The sequence below is a fragment of the Permianibacter aggregans genome, from assembly GCF_009756665.1.
GTDB lineage: Bacteria > Pseudomonadota > Gammaproteobacteria > Enterobacterales > Permianibacteraceae > Permianibacter > Permianibacter aggregans.
Map to the genome: position 1 here is coordinate 393,805 of NZ_CP037953.1, position 18,606 is coordinate 412,410.

Sequence of the window (18,606 nt, forward strand, 5' to 3'; positions counted from 1 at the left end):
ACATCACGTCGTTGCCGGCTGGCGCAGACGGGGACCCCATTTTTTTCTTTTCGGTATTTGTTGCTCCGAAAAACCAAAAACCGTGAAGCATGAATCTCCATTGCTTCATTCCACTCACTGTCATTCCCGCGTAGGCGGGAATCCAGTCAGTCACCTCAGAATTAAAAGCAAAGCCCCAAGTCTAAGAAAGGTAAATCAAACCAATATCGAATGTTGTAAACGGGCCCCATTGCGTAGCCGCCGAGTAGCAGAGGGATCGGTTGGGGTCGTCGGCGAGCATGTCTGAGCGAAGCGAGTTGCGCAACCACCAACCGAGACCGAGCAACGCAGGAACTGCCTGAGAAAATCTTGCGGGCCTCGCCGGCGCAGCATGGGTGTGCTTTGACTCACGCCACTCCTGGCACTCACCCTTCGGGCGCCTCCGGCGTCCAAATTTGTTCCCGACAAATTTGTCTTTTGGTATCTTTTCTTTGCACAAGCAAAGAAAAGTACTCGCCCGCCCGTGCGAGAACGGGCAGCTGCTCACGGTGTGTGAGCCATAGTCAAATTTTCGAGAAAAGCATATGTTCAGTTATTTTTGTTGCTCCGTATCCGCAGAGATGTTCCGATCAAAATCAAATGACAAATTTTTGCATTTACCACTGACATGCGCCGCCAACTTCAAAAATTCGGAAACGGAAATTCCTTGGCTATAATAAGGCCGTGGGGAACGGCGAAGGACACTCATGTTGTTCGCCTCAACTATTTCGGTGCTATGAAACGACCAGTCAGCATGAGCAACCGCTTGATCTCGAAGGCTGATAATTCGTTCATGCAACTCTTTCAACTTTAACTCGCTATCAAACAGACCAATTGAATCTACATTGATACGTTTATCCGCCATACCAGTACTATTTGATTTTTTAAAAGACCTACAATACGTAACAATGGCAGCAAGAAAAAGAGCCTCGCGATGATCAAAATAGTAAGAATTCTGTCGCTCTTCGTCTAAACCCTCCAATTCAGAGTATGCATGCAAATACCGTTCGACATCTTCCATATCTTTGAATGCCAAGAATAGTCGATTCGATGTCAGTTTTTTTGCATCCATATTACACAGAGGACTCCATCTAAGGTTTTATGTCGAATTCTTAAGAAAAAAGCGCCGCGCGGCGCTTTTTTTAATCAATCCTTCTTGAAACTATCATGGCACCCTTTGCAACTATTCCCCACTTTTCCGAATGCCACTTTCCATTCACCGGGGTTGTTCGATTGTGCGGCGGTTTTCAGTAGCGCCAGCGCTTCACTCTGCTTGGTGATCGCCGCTTTGAAATCATCCGGCTTTTCCCAGATGCTTGGCAGGGCGTCAGTATCGCCGCTGTGCGAGCCGGCCGGGAAAAGTTCGTCAAAGCGCTGCCATTGTTTGTCGGCAACGGTTTGCAGATTGTTCACATGACGACTCAAATCAGCTTGCATTGAAGCGTCGCCAGTTTGGACGATTTTTTTGATCGCACCCAATTCTTCTTTGAACGATTCAAAGCCATGCTTGCGTTCTTTGATGACATCCATCGATGCCACAGCGATAGCGCTGAACAGCGCGATGCCAGTAACCACCAGTCGTTTGTTCATTTCCGTTTTACCCTCGTCATTTCGTGGCGAATGTCGCCGTTAACTGTCCGATACGGTTACGGTACCGCAGCGGATTCATTCATTATTGCGCGCTCAATCGCGATATATCGCGACCACACGTTTGCCGTTGGCGTCGATATAAGCGCGGTACATGCCTTTGCTGTTGAACGGTAACGCAACCTGGCCTTGCCGATCTACCGCGATAACACCACCCTCGCCTTTCATCTGGACCAGTTTGTCCATGACCACGGCTTCGCTGGCGGCTTGCAGTGGTTGCTTCAGGTATTCGACGCGGGCGCAAATATCGTGGGCGACTGCAGCACGAATGAAATATTCGCCATGCCCGGTCGCCGAAACGGCGCAGTAGCCGTTGGCGTAGGTGCCGGCACCGATCACCGGCGCATCGCCTACCCGACCCCAGCGTTTGTTGGTCATGCCACCGGTTGACGTGGCCGCAGCCAAGCGACCTTTACTGTCGAGCGCAACAGCACCAACAGTACCGAAGCGATTTTCTTCAGACGAAAATCGATAGGCTTCTTTGCGGCTGCCGGTTTTATCGGCGTCTTCGGAAAGCTTGGTGCCTTTGTCGCCGGCTTTCAGCAGTTTTTGCAGTTGCTGCCAGCGACGCTCAGTGTGGAAATATTCCGGGCCGACCAATTCCAGATTGGTGGTTTTGGCAAAAGCGTCAGCGCCGCTGCCGGTCAGCATCACATGCGGCGAATCGGTCATGACTTTGCGGGCCAGCAGAATCGGATTTTTGACGGTGCGCACACCAGCGACGGCGCCGGCCGCCAAGGTCGAACCGTCCATAATCGCCGCATCGAGTTCATTGACGCCTTCGTGGGTAAACACTGCACCTTTGCCGGCATTAAACAGCGGCGAGTTTTCCATGACGATAACGCTGGCACTGACGGCATCAAGACTGGAGCCCCCCTTCAGCAGCACTTGATAGCCGGCATCAAGCGACTGATTCAACGCCTCGATAAAGGCTTTCTCCAGCTCCGGACTCATTTCTTCGCGCAGTATCGTGCCGGCGCCACCGTGAATGGCCAAGGCGATTGGCGCTTTGTCTGCCCACATCGGCGAACTCCCCAGCAGCAGTAAGGCGAATACCCAGTATTTCATCAGACGGCTCCGTTGAAGCTGGCAACAAAGCCAAGCAGGTTGGCGATGGCAAGGCCGATGATCACCAGCAGCGTCAGCACCGTGCCCCAGAATCGGCCAAAGGTGATGCCGATGCTGCTCGACAAGCCCAACACATGCAGTAAGCGACCCAACACCAAGGCGGCACCGAAAACATGCACTATCCAGTACAGACCGCCGTTTGCTTCAAAAATTGCCAGCAGAATCAAGGCAATTGGCATCGTTTCCACGGCATTACCATGAACCCGGATGGCCTGAGCCAGCGGCTTTTGGCCGCCGTCACCGATACCAACCCGAAATTTACGGCGCAAACCGACAATGCGTAACACCAGCACCACAACGATCAGGCCACACAAGGCAGCGTAAAGACCGGTAATTGGCAGATTCATGCCGTAATTCCCCTCAAATCGACGATTGACTACAGGACGGCAGTGTCCCCTGCCGATACAATCCGGGCCTCAAATCAGAAATCGGTGCGATGTGCTGAGGCTCAAAAATCCGAGCCCAAGGCTACGTGAGCCCGAGACAGTAGTTCAAGTAAAAGCCACCTTAAAAATGCTTGGAGCTCAGCGATCTGCACGAATGCGGTGCTCGGAAAAGTCCGCTAGGAGCAGACTTTCGTGGAACCCGGAGGGCGAACCACATGGATGTGGTGAGCAATCCTCATTTACGACTTGTAAACTCCAGTTCCTGCGCTCCTATTCGCGCACCTCGCCATCGCCCAAACTATTTTTAAGATGGCTTCATAGAAGGTAGATATTGATGGGGTGGACTCTGACAGTGGCGGCGGTTATTCGCCATGGCAACCGCTATCTGGTCGTCGAAGAACGCGACAAAACCACGCTGAAACCGGTGCTCAATCAACCGGCCGGCCACGTTGACCCGGGTGAATCGGCTATTGACGCCGTGATCCGCGAAACCTGGGAGGAAGCCGGCGTGCGCTTTACCCCCAGCCATATCATCGGCCTGTATCCGCTGATGGCGAAGAATGGCAAGGATTACCTGCGCATCTGTTTTGCTGGCGAAGCGGCCGATATCGAGAACGCCAGGCCGCAGGATACCGATATTTTTGCCTGTCACCTGAAAACCATCGCCGAAATCGAAGCGTTCGGCCCGCGCAGCTCACTGGTGCTGGAGTGCATTGCCGACTTTGAGCGCGGCCTGCAAGCGCCGTTATCACTGCTGCGCAGCATCCAAAACGACCGCTGAGCGCTTCTGCTAAAATGGCGGGCCATTTTGCTTGAAGCTGTAGCCCGAACACGATGAACCTGCCGTTGACCCCTGCCGGAAAAACCCCAGCCGAAACCCGCGTGATTTGCGGCCTGTCTGGTGGTGTCGATTCCTCGGTGGCCGCTTATCTGCTGAAACAGCAGGGCTACCAGGTCGAAGGCCTGTTCATGAAGAACTGGGAAGAAGACGATACCGACGAGTTCTGCTCGGCTGCGCAAGACCGTCAGGACGCCGAAGCGGTCGCCAACAAGCTCGGCATCCCTTTCCACACGATCAATTTCGCCGCTGAATACTGGGACCGCGTATTCGAGCATTTTCTCGTTGAATACAAGGCTGGCCGTACGCCGAACCCGGACATCCTGTGCAACAAGGAAATCAAGTTTCGCGCGTTTCTGGATTTTGCCCTCGAGCTCGGCGCCGATTACATCGCTACCGGCCATTACGCCCGTCGCCGCGATGTTGATGGCGAAGTGCAATTACTGCGTGGTGTCGATGGCAACAAGGATCAGAGCTATTTCCTGTACACGCTGCAGCAGGAACAGCTGAAACATGCGCTGTTCCCGGTCGGCGAGCTGGAAAAACCGGAAGTGCGCCGTATTGCCGCCGAAAACGGCTTCGTCACTGCCGAAAAGAAAGATTCGACCGGCATTTGCTTTATTGGCGAGCGTCGATTCAGTGAATTTCTGTCGCGCTACCTGCCAGCTCAGCCCGGTGATATCGAAACGGTCGAACGCGAGGTCGTCGGCCGTCACAACGGCCTGATGTACCTGACCCTCGGCCAACGCAAAGGTATCGGCATCGGCGGCATGAAAAACGCCAGCGATGAGCCCTGGTTCGTGGTCGCCAAAGACGTTGCCCGCAACGTCTTGATCGTCACCCAGGGCCATGACGACAGCTACCTGATGAGCACGCATTTGCGAGCTGGCCAAGTGCATTGGGTGGCAGGCCAACCGCCGGCTCCTGAGTTCGACTGCACAGTCAAGGTCCGTTACCGCCAGCAGGATGTGCCGGCCAAGCTCCGGGTCGAGACCAACGGCGAAGTGGTCGTCAGCTTTGTCGAACCGCAACGGGCGGTAACGCCGGGCCAGTCGCTGGTGCTTTATCTTGATGAAGTCTGCCTGGGCGGCGGCATTATCGAAGCCACAACGCCGCTTCGCGCCGTTCCCCAGCTACAGGCCATAAACGCTTGAAATCATTGGATTAATGGATTGGGGCAAAACCGATTTCACTTGACCGGAATGGCCCTCGCCCCTATCTTGATCCGCGCACCGGCCACCCCCAGTAAAAGGGAGTGGTTGTTCAACAACGCCAAAGAGGCTCAACGCAATGGATTACAACGCATCCGTCATTACCCGTTCTGAAACCGAAGTCCTCGGTATCAACAAGGTATTGAAAAACACTTACCTGCTGCTGTCGATGACGCTGCTATTCGCTGCCGCCATGGCCTTCGTCGGTATCGCCATTGGCTTCCAGATGAACATCGTGGCGTTGATCGTATTTTTCGCGGGTGCCTGGTTCCTGCCGAACTTCGTTTACAAACACGCTGAATCTGCGGCCGGCATTCCGTGGATTTTCGCCTACACCGGTTTCCTCGGCTTTTTCCTGGCGCCGATGGTCGGTCATTACCTGAGCGCTGGCATGGGCCACGTGGTCATGCAAGCCTTGGCCGGCACCGCACTGATTTTTCTGTCGCTGTCCGGTTACGTGCTGACCACCCGCAAGAACTTCAGCTTCATGCGCGGCTTTATCTTCACCGGCATCATGGTGCTGTTCTTCGGTGCCATCGCGATGGCTGTGGCATCGATGTTCGGTGTCGCGCTAGGCGCGCTGCACATGGCCTTCTCGGCTGCTGCCTGCTTGCTGATGTCGGGTCTGATCCTGTGGCAGACCAGTGAAATCATTCACGGCGGCGAAACCAATTACATTCGCGCCACGGCCGGCTTGTTTGTCGCCATCTGGTCGCTGTTTGCCAACCTGATGAGCCTGCTCGGCATGAGCGGCGACGAATAATCGTTTGCCTTACCGCAAAAGGCCCGGCATCCGGGCCTTTTGTTTTTGCCGGTTTTGTTTTTATCAGGCCAGTCAGGCACACTTGACCGCACGAATCGATTCCGCCGCATCACATGTCGAATTTTTCACTTTATCTGACCACCAATCCGTTCAACGGGCAGGGCCATCTGACGGCGCTGAAATTTGCTCAAGCGGCGATCGAGTCCGATCACCGTATCGCGCAAGTATTTTTCTCCGGCGATGCGGTGTTGGTTGGTCACGCAGCCAACGATCCGGCCAGCGACGAGCCAAACCCGCAAGCGCTTTGGCAACAACTGGCGAGCACTCAGCAATGCGAATTGCTGCTGTGTTCATCTGCCTGCCAGAAGCGTGGGCTGAGTGCAGAAGGTGAGCGCGGCAATGTCGCCGAAAAATTTAGCGTCGCCGGTTTAGGCAGCCTGATCGAAACAGCACTGCAAACTGATCGCTTGATTCAATTTCCGGGTTGATGACATGCAGAACAAACGTTTCCTGATCATCGTTACCAAAGCGCCGGCCGGCAGTGACGCCGGACCTCTAGCGCTCGACAGCGCACTGGCGGCAGCGGCCTTTGATCAGCCTGTGACGCTGCTCTGTCAGGACGAAGGCGTTTGGCAACTCGCTAACACTCAGGACACCGCCCTGCTCGGCAGCAAAGCCACCTTGCCGACATTCGGTTTGTTGGAATTATATGGTGTCGAACAGCTTTGGGTGTGTGCTGACAGCCTTCAAGGTTTTGGTTTGAAAGCCGAAAACCTTGCCCACCAACCAACACCCGTTGCGCGCGAGCAAATCCTGCAAGCGATGCGCGAAGCCGACCACGTTTGGGTGTTTTGAATGAGTCACTTGCATCTACTTTTTTCAAACCGTCACGCCGAGCAAATACTACATCAAAAAGATGACGCGGTACTTTTATTGCAAGACGCTGTGTTGCAGGCATTGTCATCATCGCTAAGCTTTCAGTGTCCGGTATTCGTGCGCAAAGCCGACGCTGATGCCCGTGGCATCAGCGCTTCGTTGCCAGCCGATATCAAACTGATTGACGATCGCGAATGGGTGGCGCTGACGCTGCAACACGACAAAACGATTTCCTGGTCGTAAGCGATGATCACGTTTATCGAATTTGCCGGTGCGCGGATTGCAGTCGATGCCCAAGGTTATCTGAAAGATTACCAGCAATGGAGCGAAGCGCTGGCAGAGGTGTTGGCCGAACGCGAAGGCATTACCCTGACGGACGATCACTGGGCGGTGATTCGCTACGTGCGTCAGTTTTATCTGGAATTCAATTCCAGCCCGGCGATACGGCCGCTGGTCAAATACCTGCAACATCACTGGGGCGCTGACAAAGGCAATTCGATTTACCTGCACAAGCTGTTCAAGGAACCGGCAAAGCAGGCAACGAAAATTGCCGGTTTGCCGAAACCGGCGCGCTGCGTGTGAAGTGGAATCAAACATAAAATCCTTAACAAGAGCACAACATGAAAGCATTGGTTTTAGTGGCTGCATTTACTTCCGGGTTTGTCATCATGTCCATCGAGATGCTCGGCGGTCGCATCATCGCACCGTGGTTCGGTGGCGACATTTATGTCTGGGGCAGCATCATTACAGTATTCATGCTGTCGCTCAGTTTGGGCTATCTGATCGGTGGCCGCCTGACCTTGCGCAAGAACGCCGGTCTGCGCCCATTCGCGATGATTTTCTTCAGCGCAGCGGTGTTGATTCTGCCGCTGTTGTTCGCTGCCGATCAGATCATGGGCTGGATATTTGAGCGCATCATCGATCCGCGCTATGGTTCGCTGGTGGCATCGATGGCGCTGTTTTTTCTGCCATCAACGGTCATGGGCATGGTGTCGCCGTACTCGGTACGCCTGTTAACGCAAAGCAAGGAATCAAGCGGCGCCAGTGCTGGTTTCCTGTATTTTGTCAGCACGCTCGGCAGCGCGCTTGGTACGCTGGCAACATCGTTCTATCTGGTCGCGTTGTTTGAAATCAATCAGATCGTACTCGGTGCGGCGTTCGCCATGGCGGCTGTTGCCGTGGTAACGTTGCAGCTGGCGCGTCGCTGGAGAGTGGCATGAAGTCTATTCACCTCGGATGCTTGCTGTTAACGCTGCTGTGCGTTGCCAGCATCGTGCAAGCCAAGGTCATTCACGAGGAGCGTTCCTTGTACCGGAATATCTTGATTGACGAGAAAGCCAATGTTCGTTGCATGCGATTCGTCGTGCACAACCGCGGCGGCACTCACAATCAAAGTTGCAAGGACTTGAACGAGCCGCGTCGGCTGGTATTCGATTACGCGCAAAAAGTGATGATGGGTTTGCTGCTGAAGCCCGAACCGAAAAGCATTCTGATCGTTGGCCTTGGCGGCGGCAGCCTGCCGATGGCGTTTCACGAATTATTGCCGAACGCGGTGATTACCAGCGTCGAAATTGACCCGGCTGTTACGCGTGCCGCAAAAGCTTATTTCGACTACCAGGAAAATGATTTCGTCCGCACCGAGACGGCTGATGCGCGAGTGTTCATCAAACGCGCGATGTTTCGCAAGCAGCAGTGGGACTGGATTATTCTCGATGCCTTCAACGGCGATTACATTCCTGAACACCTGATGACGATGGAGTTCTTTCAGGAAGTCAAAAGTGTGTTGGCGCCTGGCGGTTTGGTGACGGCAAACACATTCAGTACCAGCCGCCTTTATGATCACGAATCGACCACCTATCAGGCCAGCTTCAAGAATTTATTGATTCTGAAAAGCAGTAAAGGCAACCGGGTGATTTTCGCCGCAGAACAGCCGCTGATCTTTCCGATTCAGGAAAGTTATCTGGCGCAATGGCAGCAGCGATTGCAACCTTATGATGTCAACATCAAACGCTTGCTGAACGATCAAGCGGTACCTGACTGGGACACCCAGGCGCGGGTGCTGACTGATCAATACGCACCGGCCAATATTCTGAAGCACGCGCAGTAAGCGACGAAGCACTTACGTTTCGTCGCTGTCATCGTCCTGCACGCCCAGCTCTTTCAGCTTGCGCGTCAGCGTATTGCGTCCCCAGCCCAGTAGCGCCGCGGCATCCTGTTTGCGACCACCGGTGAACTCCAGCGCAACATTCAGCAGAATTCGTTCCATTGTTGGCTGCGCGCTGTTCAGCAAGGATTTTTCTCCAGCGGCCAGCGAGCGCTCGGCCCAGGCCCGCAGTCCATCTTCCCAGCTTCTGGCTTCGGCTTGAATCGCCAGCTCAGGTCGCAATTCGGCCGGCAGATGATCAATGGCAATTTCATTCTCACTGACCATCACCGACAAACGTCGGCACAGGTTTTCCAGTTGTCGGATATTGCCCGGCCATTGATATTGCTGCAGCACCTGCAGCGCTTCTTCAGACAAGCGCTTTGGTTCGACGTGCATGTCTTTGGCGACCGACGATAAAAAGTGTTCGGCCAGTAATGCGATATCTTCTTTGCGCTCGGTCAGTCGCGGCATCTGCACACGCACGACATTCAAACGATGATACAACTCATGCTGGAACTGGCCGTTCATGACCAGATTTTCGAGCTTCTGCGTCGTCGCGGCAATCACCCGCACCGGCGCCGGAATATCTTGCTGACCACCAACGCGATGAAAACATCCTTCGGCCAATACCTGCGACAAACGGATTTGCACATCGAGCGGCAGATCCGCCACTTCATCAAGAAACAGACTGCCATCAACCGCCTCTTCGACGCGGCCGGTGCGAACATGGAAATGATCGTTGTCCTGGGTGCGTTCCAGACCGAACAACTCGACATCGAGAAACGAGCGGGAAACGGAAGAAACGGTCACGGCGACGTAGGGTTTGTTTTTACGTGCGCCGCTGTCGTGCAGCAGGCGCGCGAACAAGCGCTTGCCGGTGCCGGGCTCGCCCTGCAATAACACCGGCACATTGGCACGCGCCAATTGCCGCAATGCCCGGCGCAATTCCACGACGGCCGGCGACACACCTATCAAGTCGCGCACAATCATCTGGCCGCTTTCACGGGCAGGCGGCACATCTCCCTGCTCCAGTGCGCGATGAATTACCGTCATCGCCTCATCAACCGCAACGGGTTGCGGCAAGTACTCGAATACACCGTCCTGATACAGCGCCAGTGCTTCAGCTTCGGTGTTCGGATTGCTGAGCAACACAATCGGCAGCCTCGGCAGGCTTTTCAGGCAGCGCCTAATCGCCGCATCCTGTGCCTCGCTACCCTGGTAATCGAACAACACCAGATCGGCGCCCTCGCGCTCAATCTGCTCCAATCCACTCTGCCATTGCTGAAACCGGCTCAAGCGCCTGGCCTGCTGACCGAGCCGCTCAACCAATGCGTCATCAAACTGCTCACCGAGCAGGGCGATTCTTTCCACTCCGCCGACCAAATCACGTCCCCACGATGCCGAGGTAAGGCTTGCACAATACCAGTGCATTGCCGGTAAATACATTCCGTACCAGAACATCGATACGCCCATACCGGCAAATTGGTAAAAACGTACGATGCCGCCTATTCTGAAGGCAGTAAAAATTTCTGGTTCTGATTTGAGGAATGTCCCCGATGCCGATGCAATCAAAAGGCTTTTACAGCCTTTTCTTGCTGCTTTTCTGCCTGCTGCCGTGGCTGGCCGGTTGCGACGCACCGAATACCAGACAAGCGGTCGAGCTGTACGCTGAAGGAAAATACAAAGAAGCGCTGCCGATTTTCATCAACGCCGCCGGCCGGCGCGACCCAGTCGCTTACTATTTCATGGCCCGAATGTATGAGCGCGGCCAGGGAGTCGACGCCGACCCGGCCAAGGCGATGAACCTGTATATGAACGCTGCCAATGAAGGGCTCGACCGAGGCCGCGCTGCCGTGGCCGCCTTTCAGGCCGGCAATCAGATCGAAGTCGATAAACAATTGGCGATTTTGCAGAGCATTGCCGAGAACGACCCGTCGTCTGGCCTCGCCTGGTATTGCGAAGCGCTGCATCAGCTGAGCAATGACCCGCGCAGCGAATACGACTACACCGAACTGCTGCAATCCTGCATCAATCAGCTACGCGGCGTTGACCAGGCCACAGCGTTCCGGTTGTTGTCCTCAGCTTACGCTGGCGGCCTTGGGGTCAAGAAAGATCCGGCCAAAGCCCTGTCATTCGCCGAACAAGCGGCCGAAGCCGGCGATATCAAAGCGCATTCCAGCATTGCCTATGGTTACTACGAGGGGGTCGACCGCCCCAGCGATCTGGTCAAAGCCTACGCTCATGCCCATACCGCGCTGGTGCTTGGCGGCAAAACCATGAGCATCGAACGGCGCACGGCGATGGAGCAGTTGATTAAAACCATCAGCCGACGCATGTCGGCCGGACAAATGGCCCAGGGCAAGCAACTCGCTGAACAAGTGCGCAAAAACGCTGAGCAAAGCCACAAAACCTGGCTGCAACAACAGTTGATTGATTGGGCGATGAATTATCAGCCGAAGAAATAATCGCTTGGTTGGGCCCCCTTCCAGGCGTCATAACAATTGATTTTGCTCTCGGCATTGCTGGCGACTCGGTCGATATCCATCAATACGCCATCGAAGTTGACGTAGCGCGGGCTGCCAAACCAGTAATCGACACTCATTGAGGTGCTAGAAAGTGCCGTAGCTCGGTTGCCGGTAATAGACCATGTTGCTGACTTGCGCCGACAGCTCGCTTTGTACTCGGGTTAAGGCCAGGTAGCCTTGCACCCCAGTCTGCAAGATGGCGCCGGTGAGCTGGTGCTTGGTAATGCCATTTAGGTCTTGTGCTTCCAGTTTGGCTTTGGTTTGTTCCAGCTCGTTTTTTAACGTGTTCAACTGGTTGGCAGCAAGGCCCTGCAGGTCCAAACCAATGGCCTGGTATTCGCCGGCGATGACCGGGTTGTCGGTCAGTTGCCAGCCGCTGCGCGGGTTCCAATAGCCTTTGCGGGTGATGAGCTCTTTACCCAAACCATGATTGCCGTGGCTGAGCTGCATTTGCCCTTGCACGCTGAATTCGGCTTTTAGTTGTATCAGGTTAGCCGGTAGGCGTTTCGGTAAGTCTTCTACCGTTTGCGGGTTCGGCGGCAAAACGTTTATCAGCGTTTGCTCATCGGCAGCACTGGCCGGACGAAAGCTCAAGCTCAAACTTTTACCGGCGAGCTCCGGGGTGCTTTGCACAAAGCTGAACAGCACATTGCCACTGGTGCTCAGCAGTTCGTATTTGAACTGGTGACGCAGGCTGTCCGGCAAGGCTGAGAACGCGACACTGGTGTCGATGCGCTGGTAGCTTGGGTAACGGTCGAGCTGGTTGCTTTCGCGTTTGATGAGGCGCTGACCACCGATGACCTCTGCGACCGTGGCCTCTGGGTGCTGCTGATTCAAGAAGGTTTCGATTTGCTCGCGGTACTGGCTTAACTCGGTTTGCAGGTAAGCGCCATCCAGGTTCTGCACCCAGCCTTCGCTGTCGTTGACGGTGGCACGCGCCTTTATTTCATTGGCGATGCGTTCGCCATCGAGCGGTACCGATTCTTGCAGGTTCAGGCCGCTCGCATACTGGTATTGCTTCAGGCTGGCATTGAGGGCTGCGGTAAACGCTAAGCGTTTGAGAGAATTGACTGGCTTAACGATGAAAGCTTGAACAAGAGAAATGTACATAGCGCAAAGAGAATATCCAAGTACATCATGTCACTTCTCTTCTTCGGCGGATATACAGCAAAAAACAACTTCATATCCTTATCCTTTAGCTTAATGGAACCGTCTAAAAATCTTACCGCCCCGTCGACAACTAACAATAAAACCATCACGCCCGTCAAAATTGTTAACATAAAAAGCGAGCTTTCAATTTTCAAAAATGGGTTAAACTTAAAGACAAAGAGCCCCATGCACACTGGGAGCCAGACTCGCTTAATAATTTCAGCCAGAAGCGAGCCATTCATCCTTATCCATTCAGAAGTATACTTAACACCAAGAATGAAATAGCCAACCATTACGGCATATACAAAAAAGCTCATTCCAACTTTAACTGAAATACTGGTCGATGCCCTTGTGAAATAATCCACCTGAAGCATGGTGAGTAAAGCACTTGCAATGAAAAATACTATTGTCGACCTCATTTATCGCCCCTAGTAAAACCAACCAAATGGATTGGTTAACGCTGTTCCAAATATAATCCCTATCCAGCGAGCAATCAGAGCCTCAGCAACACCACCAAATCCCAAGAAGCCTAACGCCCCGACAATCACAGCTCCTGCAGAGCCTCGAGAGAAATCTTCGAAAGATTGTGCATTTTGGATATCATAAATCCACGAAGCAAACCCAAACGCCTCCCACACTAGCAGCCCTATACCCAAAAACACTGAAGTATTGAGAATGATAAAAGCTGCAATCGCAAACACTGCCACAAAAAAGAAGAGCGTTAATATGAAAATCGCTCCGTCCGCCCCACCCGATATCTTATAAGCTCCTGCACCCGATTCAGTATCGGTGATGATGTAACCTGCACCAGTCCAACCATGATAGGTGATTGGGCTTTGATGGGTCGTGACTTGTTTGCCGGATTCCACCGCTGCCCGGATATCGTTCTCAGTGTCGATATCGAGCGTGATTTGGCTTAACGCCGTTTCCAGGTTGTTCTGGTCAATCGTGTAGATGCGCTGGCCTTGGGCATTGGCGATGGCAATCGCTTTGACCGCACTGACGCCTTCGGCCTTTTGTTGCGGTGTGCTGAACAGCTGCTCCGGCACCAAATGCTCAAAGGCACTTAACATCGCACCATTGGCCTGGTTGAAGTCTTTCCAGGCGTCATAACAATTGATTTTGCTCTCGGTGTTGCTGGCGACTCGGTCGATATCCATCAACACGCCATCGAAGTTGACGTAACGCGGGCTGCCAAACCGCATATTTTAATGCATCTTATGCTTCGTTCTTTTCCACTCGCATTCCTATGAAAAATCGAGCCAATACAGCGGCAAGCAACATTGCGCCCAAAATCGCTTTATGCCACTCAATATATAGCTCAGCAAGCCAAATATGCATGCCAATGAACGAAGTACATATCGCAATATAGACTTTATTAACCCAATCAATTTGCGTCCGACTAAACCACGGCATAGAGATAAGAATGTTGATTTGCACCCAAAACTGACCCACTAAACTCCACGATTTGCATCGAAATTTGACCCACGTGTAACACTGCTCCGCAACGGGTTTGCGGGGGAATGAAGGAGTGATAGACGTGGCCTTATTGAGTGTGATCAGACGCTGGCATTTCCGTGAAGAAGTGCCGATCCGGGAGATAGCCAGGCGCACCGGCTTGTCCCGCAATACGGTGCGCAAATACCTGGTCAGTGACGTGGTAGAGCCTGCCTACCCGGCCCGTAAAAGCCCCAACAATCTGGATGACTACGAACCGACATTAACCAGTTGGCTGTTCCGCGAATCGCGCCGACATCGCAAGCAACGACGAACGGTGCGTCAGCTGCATCGGGATTTGGTCGCGCTGGGTTATACCGGTTCTTATGATCGGGTAGCGGCGTTTGCCCGGCGCTGGCGCCAATCGCAAGAAGACGCCAAGCGCGTATCCGGCAAGCATGTTTACGTGCCGTTGCAGTTTGCGCCCGGTGAGGCATTCCAGTTTGATTGGAGTGAGGACTGGGTGAAGCTGAACGGGGTCAGCACCAAACTGCAAATCGCCCACTTTAAGCTCAGTTACAGCCGGGCGTTTTTCTTACGCGCTTACCTGACGCAAGCCCATGAGATGTTGTTTGATGCTCATTATCACGCCTTCCAGGCCTTTGGTGGCGTGCCACGGCGTGGCATTTACGACAACATGAAAACCGCCGTCGACAAGATTGGTCGCGGCAAACAGCGGCAAGTCAATCAGCGTTTTCAGGCGATGGTTGGCCATTATTTGTTTGAGCCGCAGTTTTGTAATCCCGCTTCCGGTTGGGAAAAGGGCCAAGTTGAAAAAGCCGTGCTGGATGCTCGCCATCGGCTTTGGCATGAGGCACCAAGCTTCTCGTCTTTGGCCGAACTGAATCACTGGTTGGCCGCACGTTGCCAAAGCTTGTGGCAAGAAACCGCGCACCCTGAGTACCGGGCGCGTTCGTTAGCCGAGTGCCAGGCCGATGAACAAAGTGAGATGATGCCGGTACCGGCCGCCTTCGATGGCTTTGTTGAGGAAAGCAAACGGGTGTCATCGACCTGTTTGATTACCCATGAACATACCCGCTACAGCGTACCGGCCAGTTACGCCAATCGTCCCATCAGTCTGCGCGTTTATCCGGAGCGCTTGGTCATCGTCGCGGAAGCGCAGGTAATTGCCGAACACGTGCGGGTGTTCAATCGCGAGAAAAGCACGCCCGGGCGCACCATCTACGATTGGCGTCATTACCTCAGCGTGGTGCAACGTAAACCCGGTGCCTTGCGTAACGGCGCGCCGTTCACGAGCTTGCCGGAGAGCTTCCGCTTGCTGCAACACAAACTGCTCAAACGCCTCGGCGGCGACCGGGAAATGGCCGACATCCTGGCCTTGGTACTGCTGCACGATGAACAACTGGTCGAGCAAGCCATCCGCCACGCGCTGGAACTCGGTGAGCCGTCAAAAGCGCATGTGCTCAATTGCCTCCATCGTTTGCAACAACCGCCGCGACCAACGCCGTTGCAACCTCCAGCAGTCTTGAAGCTGGTCAACGAACCGGTGGCCAACACCGCCCGTTACGATCGTCTGCGGAGCCTGCGCCATGAACAGTGAAGGTCTCGTCAACACTCTTAAATCGTTAAAACTGCACGGCATGGCCGATGCGATGGCGACGCTCGCCGAGCAAGCGGCACCGGCCTACCAGCAAGCGCTGCCGGTATTGCAGATGCTGCTGAAAGCCGAATCCTCGGAACGCGATGTGCGCTCCATTCAATACCAAATGAAAGTCGCGCGCTTCCCGGTCTATCGCGATCTAACCGGCTTCGACTTTGCCCACAGCCAGGCCGATGAAGCGTTAATCAAAACCCTGCACCGCTGTGAGTTCCTGAAACAAGCGCAAAACGTCGTCTTGGTTGGCGGCCCAGGCACCGGTAAAACCCATCTCGCCACCGCTATCGGTGTGCAAGCGATCCAGCATCACCGACTGCGCGTGCGCTTCCTGTCCACGATCGAACTGGTCAACGCCCTGGAGCTGGAAAAGCAGCAAGGGCGACAAGGACGCCTCGTCAATCGGCTGCTGCATACCGATCTAGTGATACTCGATGAGCTCGGATACTTGCCGTTCAGTCAGGCAGGCGGTGCCTTATTGTTCCATCTGATCAGCAAACTCTATGAACGCACCAGCCTCATCATCACCACCAACTTAAGCTTCGCCGAATGGTCGTCGGTATTTGGTGACGAGAAGATGACGACAGCGCTATTGGATCGACTGACCCATCACTGCCATATCGTGGAAACCGGCAATGATAGCTATCGATTAAAACATTCGACCACCAACCAAGAGGAAAACAAACGAGACAGAAAACCAAAATCTACGCCATAATCGAACCATCAGGGTGGGTCAATTTTGCGTGCAAATCCTGGGTCAGTTTTAAATGCAAATCAACAGTGTTCGAGTTTGATGAATTCGCCATCGGTGCCGAGCATCCGGGTGTTCGGTATGCCCGGCCCCTTCAGAAAGCCAGTTACTCGCCATCCCTTTTTTCTTTGCTCGCATTCTTGGTGAGCATATATCTAACCCCAACAAATATGCTCGCGAAAACCAGCGTTTGAAAAATTGCCTCTACAGACAGGCCGCTAATAAATGCTTTTAATGCGATTGAGAGAACCGCAATCAAGAAAAATTCAACCGCCATCCGCTTAATTGAGTACATTGATCCACCCCAAACTAGTTGCAATACCAGTAGTTACTTGCTGAGTCGAAAATGATACCCGTCATTACAGCGGCCGGGATGCTCACACCCAAATACGTTGAAATAGCGCCGACAGCGGCAGACACAAACGCTCTTGAGATATTCTGAAAAAGAGTCACAGCGACATGATCTCCCCACTGCCCCATTAGCTTACTAATTCCACAAGAAATAAGTGAAAACGCAGCAGATTCCAGTGCGATAAACGCAACAATAAATTGCGGCGACAACAATAGTGCTGAGGAAGAAGCAGCCAAAACATAAAAACTTAGAAAAAACATTGCGAGCCCGAGGATGATCAATACCGCCCCATCCGCCCCACCCGATATCTTATAGGCTCCTGCCCCCGATTCGGTATCGGTAATGATATAACCGGCACCAGTCCAACCATGATAGGTGATGGGGTTTTGATGGGTGGTGACTTGTTTGCCGGACTCCACAGCTGCCCGGATATCGTTCTCAGTGTCGATATCGAGCGTGATGTGGCTTAACGCCGTTTCCAGATTGCTCTGGTTAATCGTGTAAATGCGCTGACCTTGGCCATTGGCGATGGCAATCGCTTTAACCGCGCTGACGCCTTCGGCTTGTTGTTCATTGGTGCTGAACAGCTGCTCCGGCACCAGGTGCTCAAAGGCACTTAACATCGCACCATTGGCCTGGTTGAAGTCTTTCCAGGCGTCATAACAATTGATTTTGCTCTCGGTGTTACTGGCGACTCGGTCGATATTTTGCTTAAGAGCCAAGCCGATACAAGGCAAACATCAAGATAACGACGGTCATAAGAATAAGCTTTCCGACATGCTCTTCAGCGATTTTCGGAGGCTTAATCATTAGCCCCCATCCCAATGCACTGACCACAACAACGTCAAATTTATTTTCATCAAACCCAGCGACTATCAGAGCAAACATGAATAATGCCATTCCTGCTCTCAAAACAACTATCGCCGTAGCTCTCACAGCCTGCTTAACATCGCTCATTTTTCAATAGACTCGCCAAGTAGCCAAACACACCGCCCACCAAGGCGCTCAGAAAAAGGCCGTACGCGGAAAAGATCATAGCGCTCATCATAAGTGCTACAAAAATGAACACGGCAACCAAGACGAACTCCATCGCTGGGCAATCATTCCAAGCCTCCCAAAGCTCCAAAACATCAGAAAGCCCTCGAAGCGCCTTGCCAAAGAATTTTTTCATGAACTCAAAGAAAAACTGAAGAAAATCTTTTGAATCATTCCACGCCGAGACAATCATGCCTGAAGCCTCTTCAAGCATTGTTTCGTTACCATCCGCCCCACCCGATATCTTATAAGCGCCAGCACCGGATTCGGTATCAGTAATGATGTAACCTGCTCCAGTCCAACCATGATAGGTGATGGGGTTTTGATGGGTCGTGACTTGTTTGCCGGATCCGACCGCTGCCCGGATATCGTTCTCAGTGTCGATATCGAGCGTGATTTGGCTTAACGCTGTTTCCAGATTGCTCTGGTTAATCGTGTAAATGCGCTGGCCTTGGCCATTGGCGATGGCAATCGCCTTGACGGCACTGACGCCTTCTGCCTTTTTCTGCGGCGTGCTGAACAACTGCTCCGGCACCAAATGCTCAAAGGCACTGAGCATCGCGCCATTGGCCTGGTTGAAGTCTTTCCAGGCGTCATAACAATTGATTTTGCTCTAGACCCGCAGAAAGGCCCTATTTGGTCATATTGTATCGTTTGAGAACAAAGCTC

Annotated in this window: 25 protein-coding genes; 12 read left to right on the forward strand and 13 right to left on the reverse strand. The window is 53.3% G+C overall.

All coding sequences use genetic code 11. The features are described 5' to 3' along the window. Positions 1 to 571: 571 nt before the first annotated feature. The 4 genes from E2H98_RS01800 to E2H98_RS01815 form a co-directional block, all read right to left on the reverse strand. Positions 572 to 1,090 (reverse strand): hypothetical protein, encoded by a 519-nt coding sequence (locus tag E2H98_RS01800; protein WP_133592654.1) that lies wholly within the window; start codon positions 1,088 to 1,090, stop codon positions 572 to 574. Positions 1,091 to 1,164: 74 nt separating this feature from the next. Continuing rightward, positions 1,165 to 1,608 (reverse strand): c-type cytochrome, encoded by a 444-nt coding sequence (locus E2H98_RS01805; protein WP_133592656.1) that lies wholly within the window; start codon positions 1,606 to 1,608, stop codon positions 1,165 to 1,167. A 93-nt stretch (positions 1,609 to 1,701) separates the two neighbouring features. After that, on the reverse strand, positions 1,702 to 2,733 hold the full coding sequence (locus tag E2H98_RS01810; RefSeq protein ID WP_133592657.1) for an isoaspartyl peptidase/L-asparaginase family protein: 1,032 nt from the start codon (positions 2,731 to 2,733) through the stop codon (positions 1,702 to 1,704). Next, the gene (locus E2H98_RS01815; RefSeq protein WP_133592659.1) at positions 2,733 to 3,140 is read right to left on the reverse strand and encodes an MAPEG family protein; all 408 of its coding nucleotides are present in this window, start codon (positions 3,138 to 3,140) and stop codon (positions 2,733 to 2,735) included. Before E2H98_RS01815 ends, E2H98_RS01810 begins: the two co-directional genes overlap by 1 nt. A gap of 373 nt (positions 3,141 to 3,513) precedes the next feature. Here E2H98_RS01815 and E2H98_RS01820 point away from each other — a divergent pair, with 373 nt between their 5' ends. From E2H98_RS01820 to E2H98_RS01860, 9 genes are all read left to right on the forward strand, one after another. After that, on the forward strand, positions 3,514 to 3,960 hold the full coding sequence (locus tag E2H98_RS01820) for an NUDIX domain-containing protein (protein WP_133592661.1): 447 nt from the start codon (positions 3,514 to 3,516) through the stop codon (positions 3,958 to 3,960). A 53-nt stretch (positions 3,961 to 4,013) separates the two neighbouring features. Continuing rightward, positions 4,014 to 5,171, forward strand: coding sequence for a tRNA 2-thiouridine(34) synthase MnmA (gene mnmA, locus E2H98_RS01825; RefSeq protein WP_133592663.1), 1,158 nt, complete (start codon positions 4,014 to 4,016; stop codon positions 5,169 to 5,171). A 136-nt stretch (positions 5,172 to 5,307) separates the two neighbouring features. After that, complete coding sequence (locus tag E2H98_RS01830; protein WP_133592665.1) at positions 5,308 to 5,991, forward strand: Bax inhibitor-1 family protein; 684 nt, start codon at positions 5,308 to 5,310, stop codon at positions 5,989 to 5,991. 113 nt (positions 5,992 to 6,104) lie between these two features. Next, positions 6,105 to 6,479: a sulfurtransferase complex subunit TusD gene (gene tusD, locus E2H98_RS01835; RefSeq protein ID WP_133592666.1), complete on the forward strand. Its 375-nt coding sequence runs from the start codon at positions 6,105 to 6,107 to the stop codon at positions 6,477 to 6,479. A 4-nt stretch (positions 6,480 to 6,483) separates the two neighbouring features. Continuing rightward, entirely contained in the window at positions 6,484 to 6,846 is a 363-nt protein-coding gene (tusC, locus tag E2H98_RS01840) for a sulfurtransferase complex subunit TusC (RefSeq protein WP_133592668.1), read from the forward strand. Beyond that, positions 6,847 to 7,110 (forward strand): sulfurtransferase complex subunit TusB, encoded by a 264-nt coding sequence (gene tusB / locus E2H98_RS01845; protein WP_133592670.1) that lies wholly within the window; start codon positions 6,847 to 6,849, stop codon positions 7,108 to 7,110. A 3-nt stretch (positions 7,111 to 7,113) separates the two neighbouring features. Then, positions 7,114 to 7,449, forward strand: a complete 336-nt coding sequence (locus E2H98_RS01850) for a TusE/DsrC/DsvC family sulfur relay protein (protein ID WP_133592671.1) — start codon at positions 7,114 to 7,116, stop codon at positions 7,447 to 7,449. Positions 7,450 to 7,487: 38 nt separating this feature from the next. Next, the gene (locus E2H98_RS01855) at positions 7,488 to 8,087 is read left to right on the forward strand and encodes a fused MFS/spermidine synthase (RefSeq protein WP_133592672.1); all 600 of its coding nucleotides are present in this window, start codon (positions 7,488 to 7,490) and stop codon (positions 8,085 to 8,087) included. Then, a complete protein-coding gene (locus E2H98_RS01860) occupies positions 8,084 to 8,974 on the forward strand; it encodes a spermidine synthase (protein WP_133592674.1) in 891 nt (296 codons plus the stop codon). Before E2H98_RS01855 ends, E2H98_RS01860 begins: the two co-directional genes overlap by 4 nt. Before the next feature lie 12 nt (positions 8,975 to 8,986). On the opposite strand, the gene E2H98_RS01865 is transcribed toward E2H98_RS01860, so the two are convergent. Next, on the reverse strand, positions 8,987 to 10,384 hold the full coding sequence (locus E2H98_RS01865; RefSeq protein WP_162848209.1) for a sigma 54-interacting transcriptional regulator: 1,398 nt from the start codon (positions 10,382 to 10,384) through the stop codon (positions 8,987 to 8,989). A 185-nt stretch (positions 10,385 to 10,569) separates the two neighbouring features. Here E2H98_RS01865 and E2H98_RS01870 point away from each other — a divergent pair, with 185 nt between their 5' ends. Then, entirely contained in the window at positions 10,570 to 11,478 is a 909-nt protein-coding gene (locus tag E2H98_RS01870; RefSeq protein ID WP_162848210.1) for a tetratricopeptide repeat protein, read from the forward strand. On the opposite strand, the gene E2H98_RS01875 is transcribed toward E2H98_RS01870, so the two are convergent. Genes E2H98_RS01875 through E2H98_RS01890 form a run of 5 tightly spaced genes read right to left on the reverse strand, consistent with a single transcriptional unit; the run spans position 11,463 to position 14,142 of the window. Further along, positions 11,463 to 11,615, reverse strand: a complete 153-nt coding sequence (locus E2H98_RS01875) for a hypothetical protein (protein WP_157591209.1) — start codon at positions 11,613 to 11,615, stop codon at positions 11,463 to 11,465. The two genes, E2H98_RS01870 and E2H98_RS01875, sit on opposite strands and share 16 nt — an antisense overlap. Positions 11,616 to 11,622: 7 nt before the next feature. Beyond that, on the reverse strand, positions 11,623 to 12,648 hold the full coding sequence (locus E2H98_RS01880; RefSeq protein ID WP_133592680.1) for a hypothetical protein: 1,026 nt from the start codon (positions 12,646 to 12,648) through the stop codon (positions 11,623 to 11,625). After that, complete coding sequence (locus E2H98_RS19175) at positions 12,588 to 13,106, reverse strand: hypothetical protein (protein WP_162848211.1); 519 nt, start codon at positions 13,104 to 13,106, stop codon at positions 12,588 to 12,590. The genes E2H98_RS01880 and E2H98_RS19175 overlap by 61 nt, the downstream gene beginning before the upstream one ends. A gap of 9 nt (positions 13,107 to 13,115) precedes the next feature. Beyond that, positions 13,116 to 13,847: a hypothetical protein gene (locus E2H98_RS01885; RefSeq protein ID WP_157591210.1), complete on the reverse strand. Its 732-nt coding sequence runs from the start codon at positions 13,845 to 13,847 to the stop codon at positions 13,116 to 13,118. A 58-nt stretch (positions 13,848 to 13,905) separates the two neighbouring features. After that, positions 13,906 to 14,142 carry a hypothetical protein gene (locus E2H98_RS01890; protein ID WP_157591211.1) on the reverse strand — a complete coding sequence of 79 codons (237 nt, stop codon included), beginning with the start codon at positions 14,140 to 14,142 and terminating at the stop codon, positions 13,906 to 13,908. A 76-nt stretch (positions 14,143 to 14,218) separates the two neighbouring features. Here E2H98_RS01890 and istA point away from each other — a divergent pair, with 76 nt between their 5' ends. Next, entirely contained in the window at positions 14,219 to 15,745 is a 1,527-nt protein-coding gene (gene istA / locus E2H98_RS01895; RefSeq protein WP_425325201.1) for an IS21 family transposase, read from the forward strand. Continuing rightward, positions 15,735 to 16,514, forward strand: a complete 780-nt coding sequence (gene istB / locus E2H98_RS01900) for an IS21-like element helper ATPase IstB (protein WP_133593992.1) — start codon at positions 15,735 to 15,737, stop codon at positions 16,512 to 16,514. The genes istA and istB overlap by 11 nt, the downstream gene beginning before the upstream one ends. 345 nt (positions 16,515 to 16,859) lie before the next feature. Here istB and E2H98_RS01905 read toward each other — a convergent pair whose 3' ends face one another. From E2H98_RS01905 to E2H98_RS01915, 3 genes are read right to left on the reverse strand one after another with little or no spacing between them, the layout of a single operon-like run. Next, positions 16,860 to 17,624 carry a hypothetical protein gene (locus E2H98_RS01905; protein ID WP_133592805.1) on the reverse strand — a complete coding sequence of 255 codons (765 nt, stop codon included), beginning with the start codon at positions 17,622 to 17,624 and terminating at the stop codon, positions 16,860 to 16,862. Beyond that, the gene (locus tag E2H98_RS01910) at positions 17,614 to 17,859 is read right to left on the reverse strand and encodes a hypothetical protein (protein ID WP_133592807.1); all 246 of its coding nucleotides are present in this window, start codon (positions 17,857 to 17,859) and stop codon (positions 17,614 to 17,616) included. The genes E2H98_RS01905 and E2H98_RS01910 overlap by 11 nt, the downstream gene beginning before the upstream one ends. Then, complete coding sequence (locus tag E2H98_RS01915) at positions 17,846 to 18,496, reverse strand: hypothetical protein (protein ID WP_133592809.1); 651 nt, start codon at positions 18,494 to 18,496, stop codon at positions 17,846 to 17,848. The genes E2H98_RS01910 and E2H98_RS01915 overlap by 14 nt, the downstream gene beginning before the upstream one ends. Positions 18,497 to 18,606: the final 110 nt, after the last annotated feature.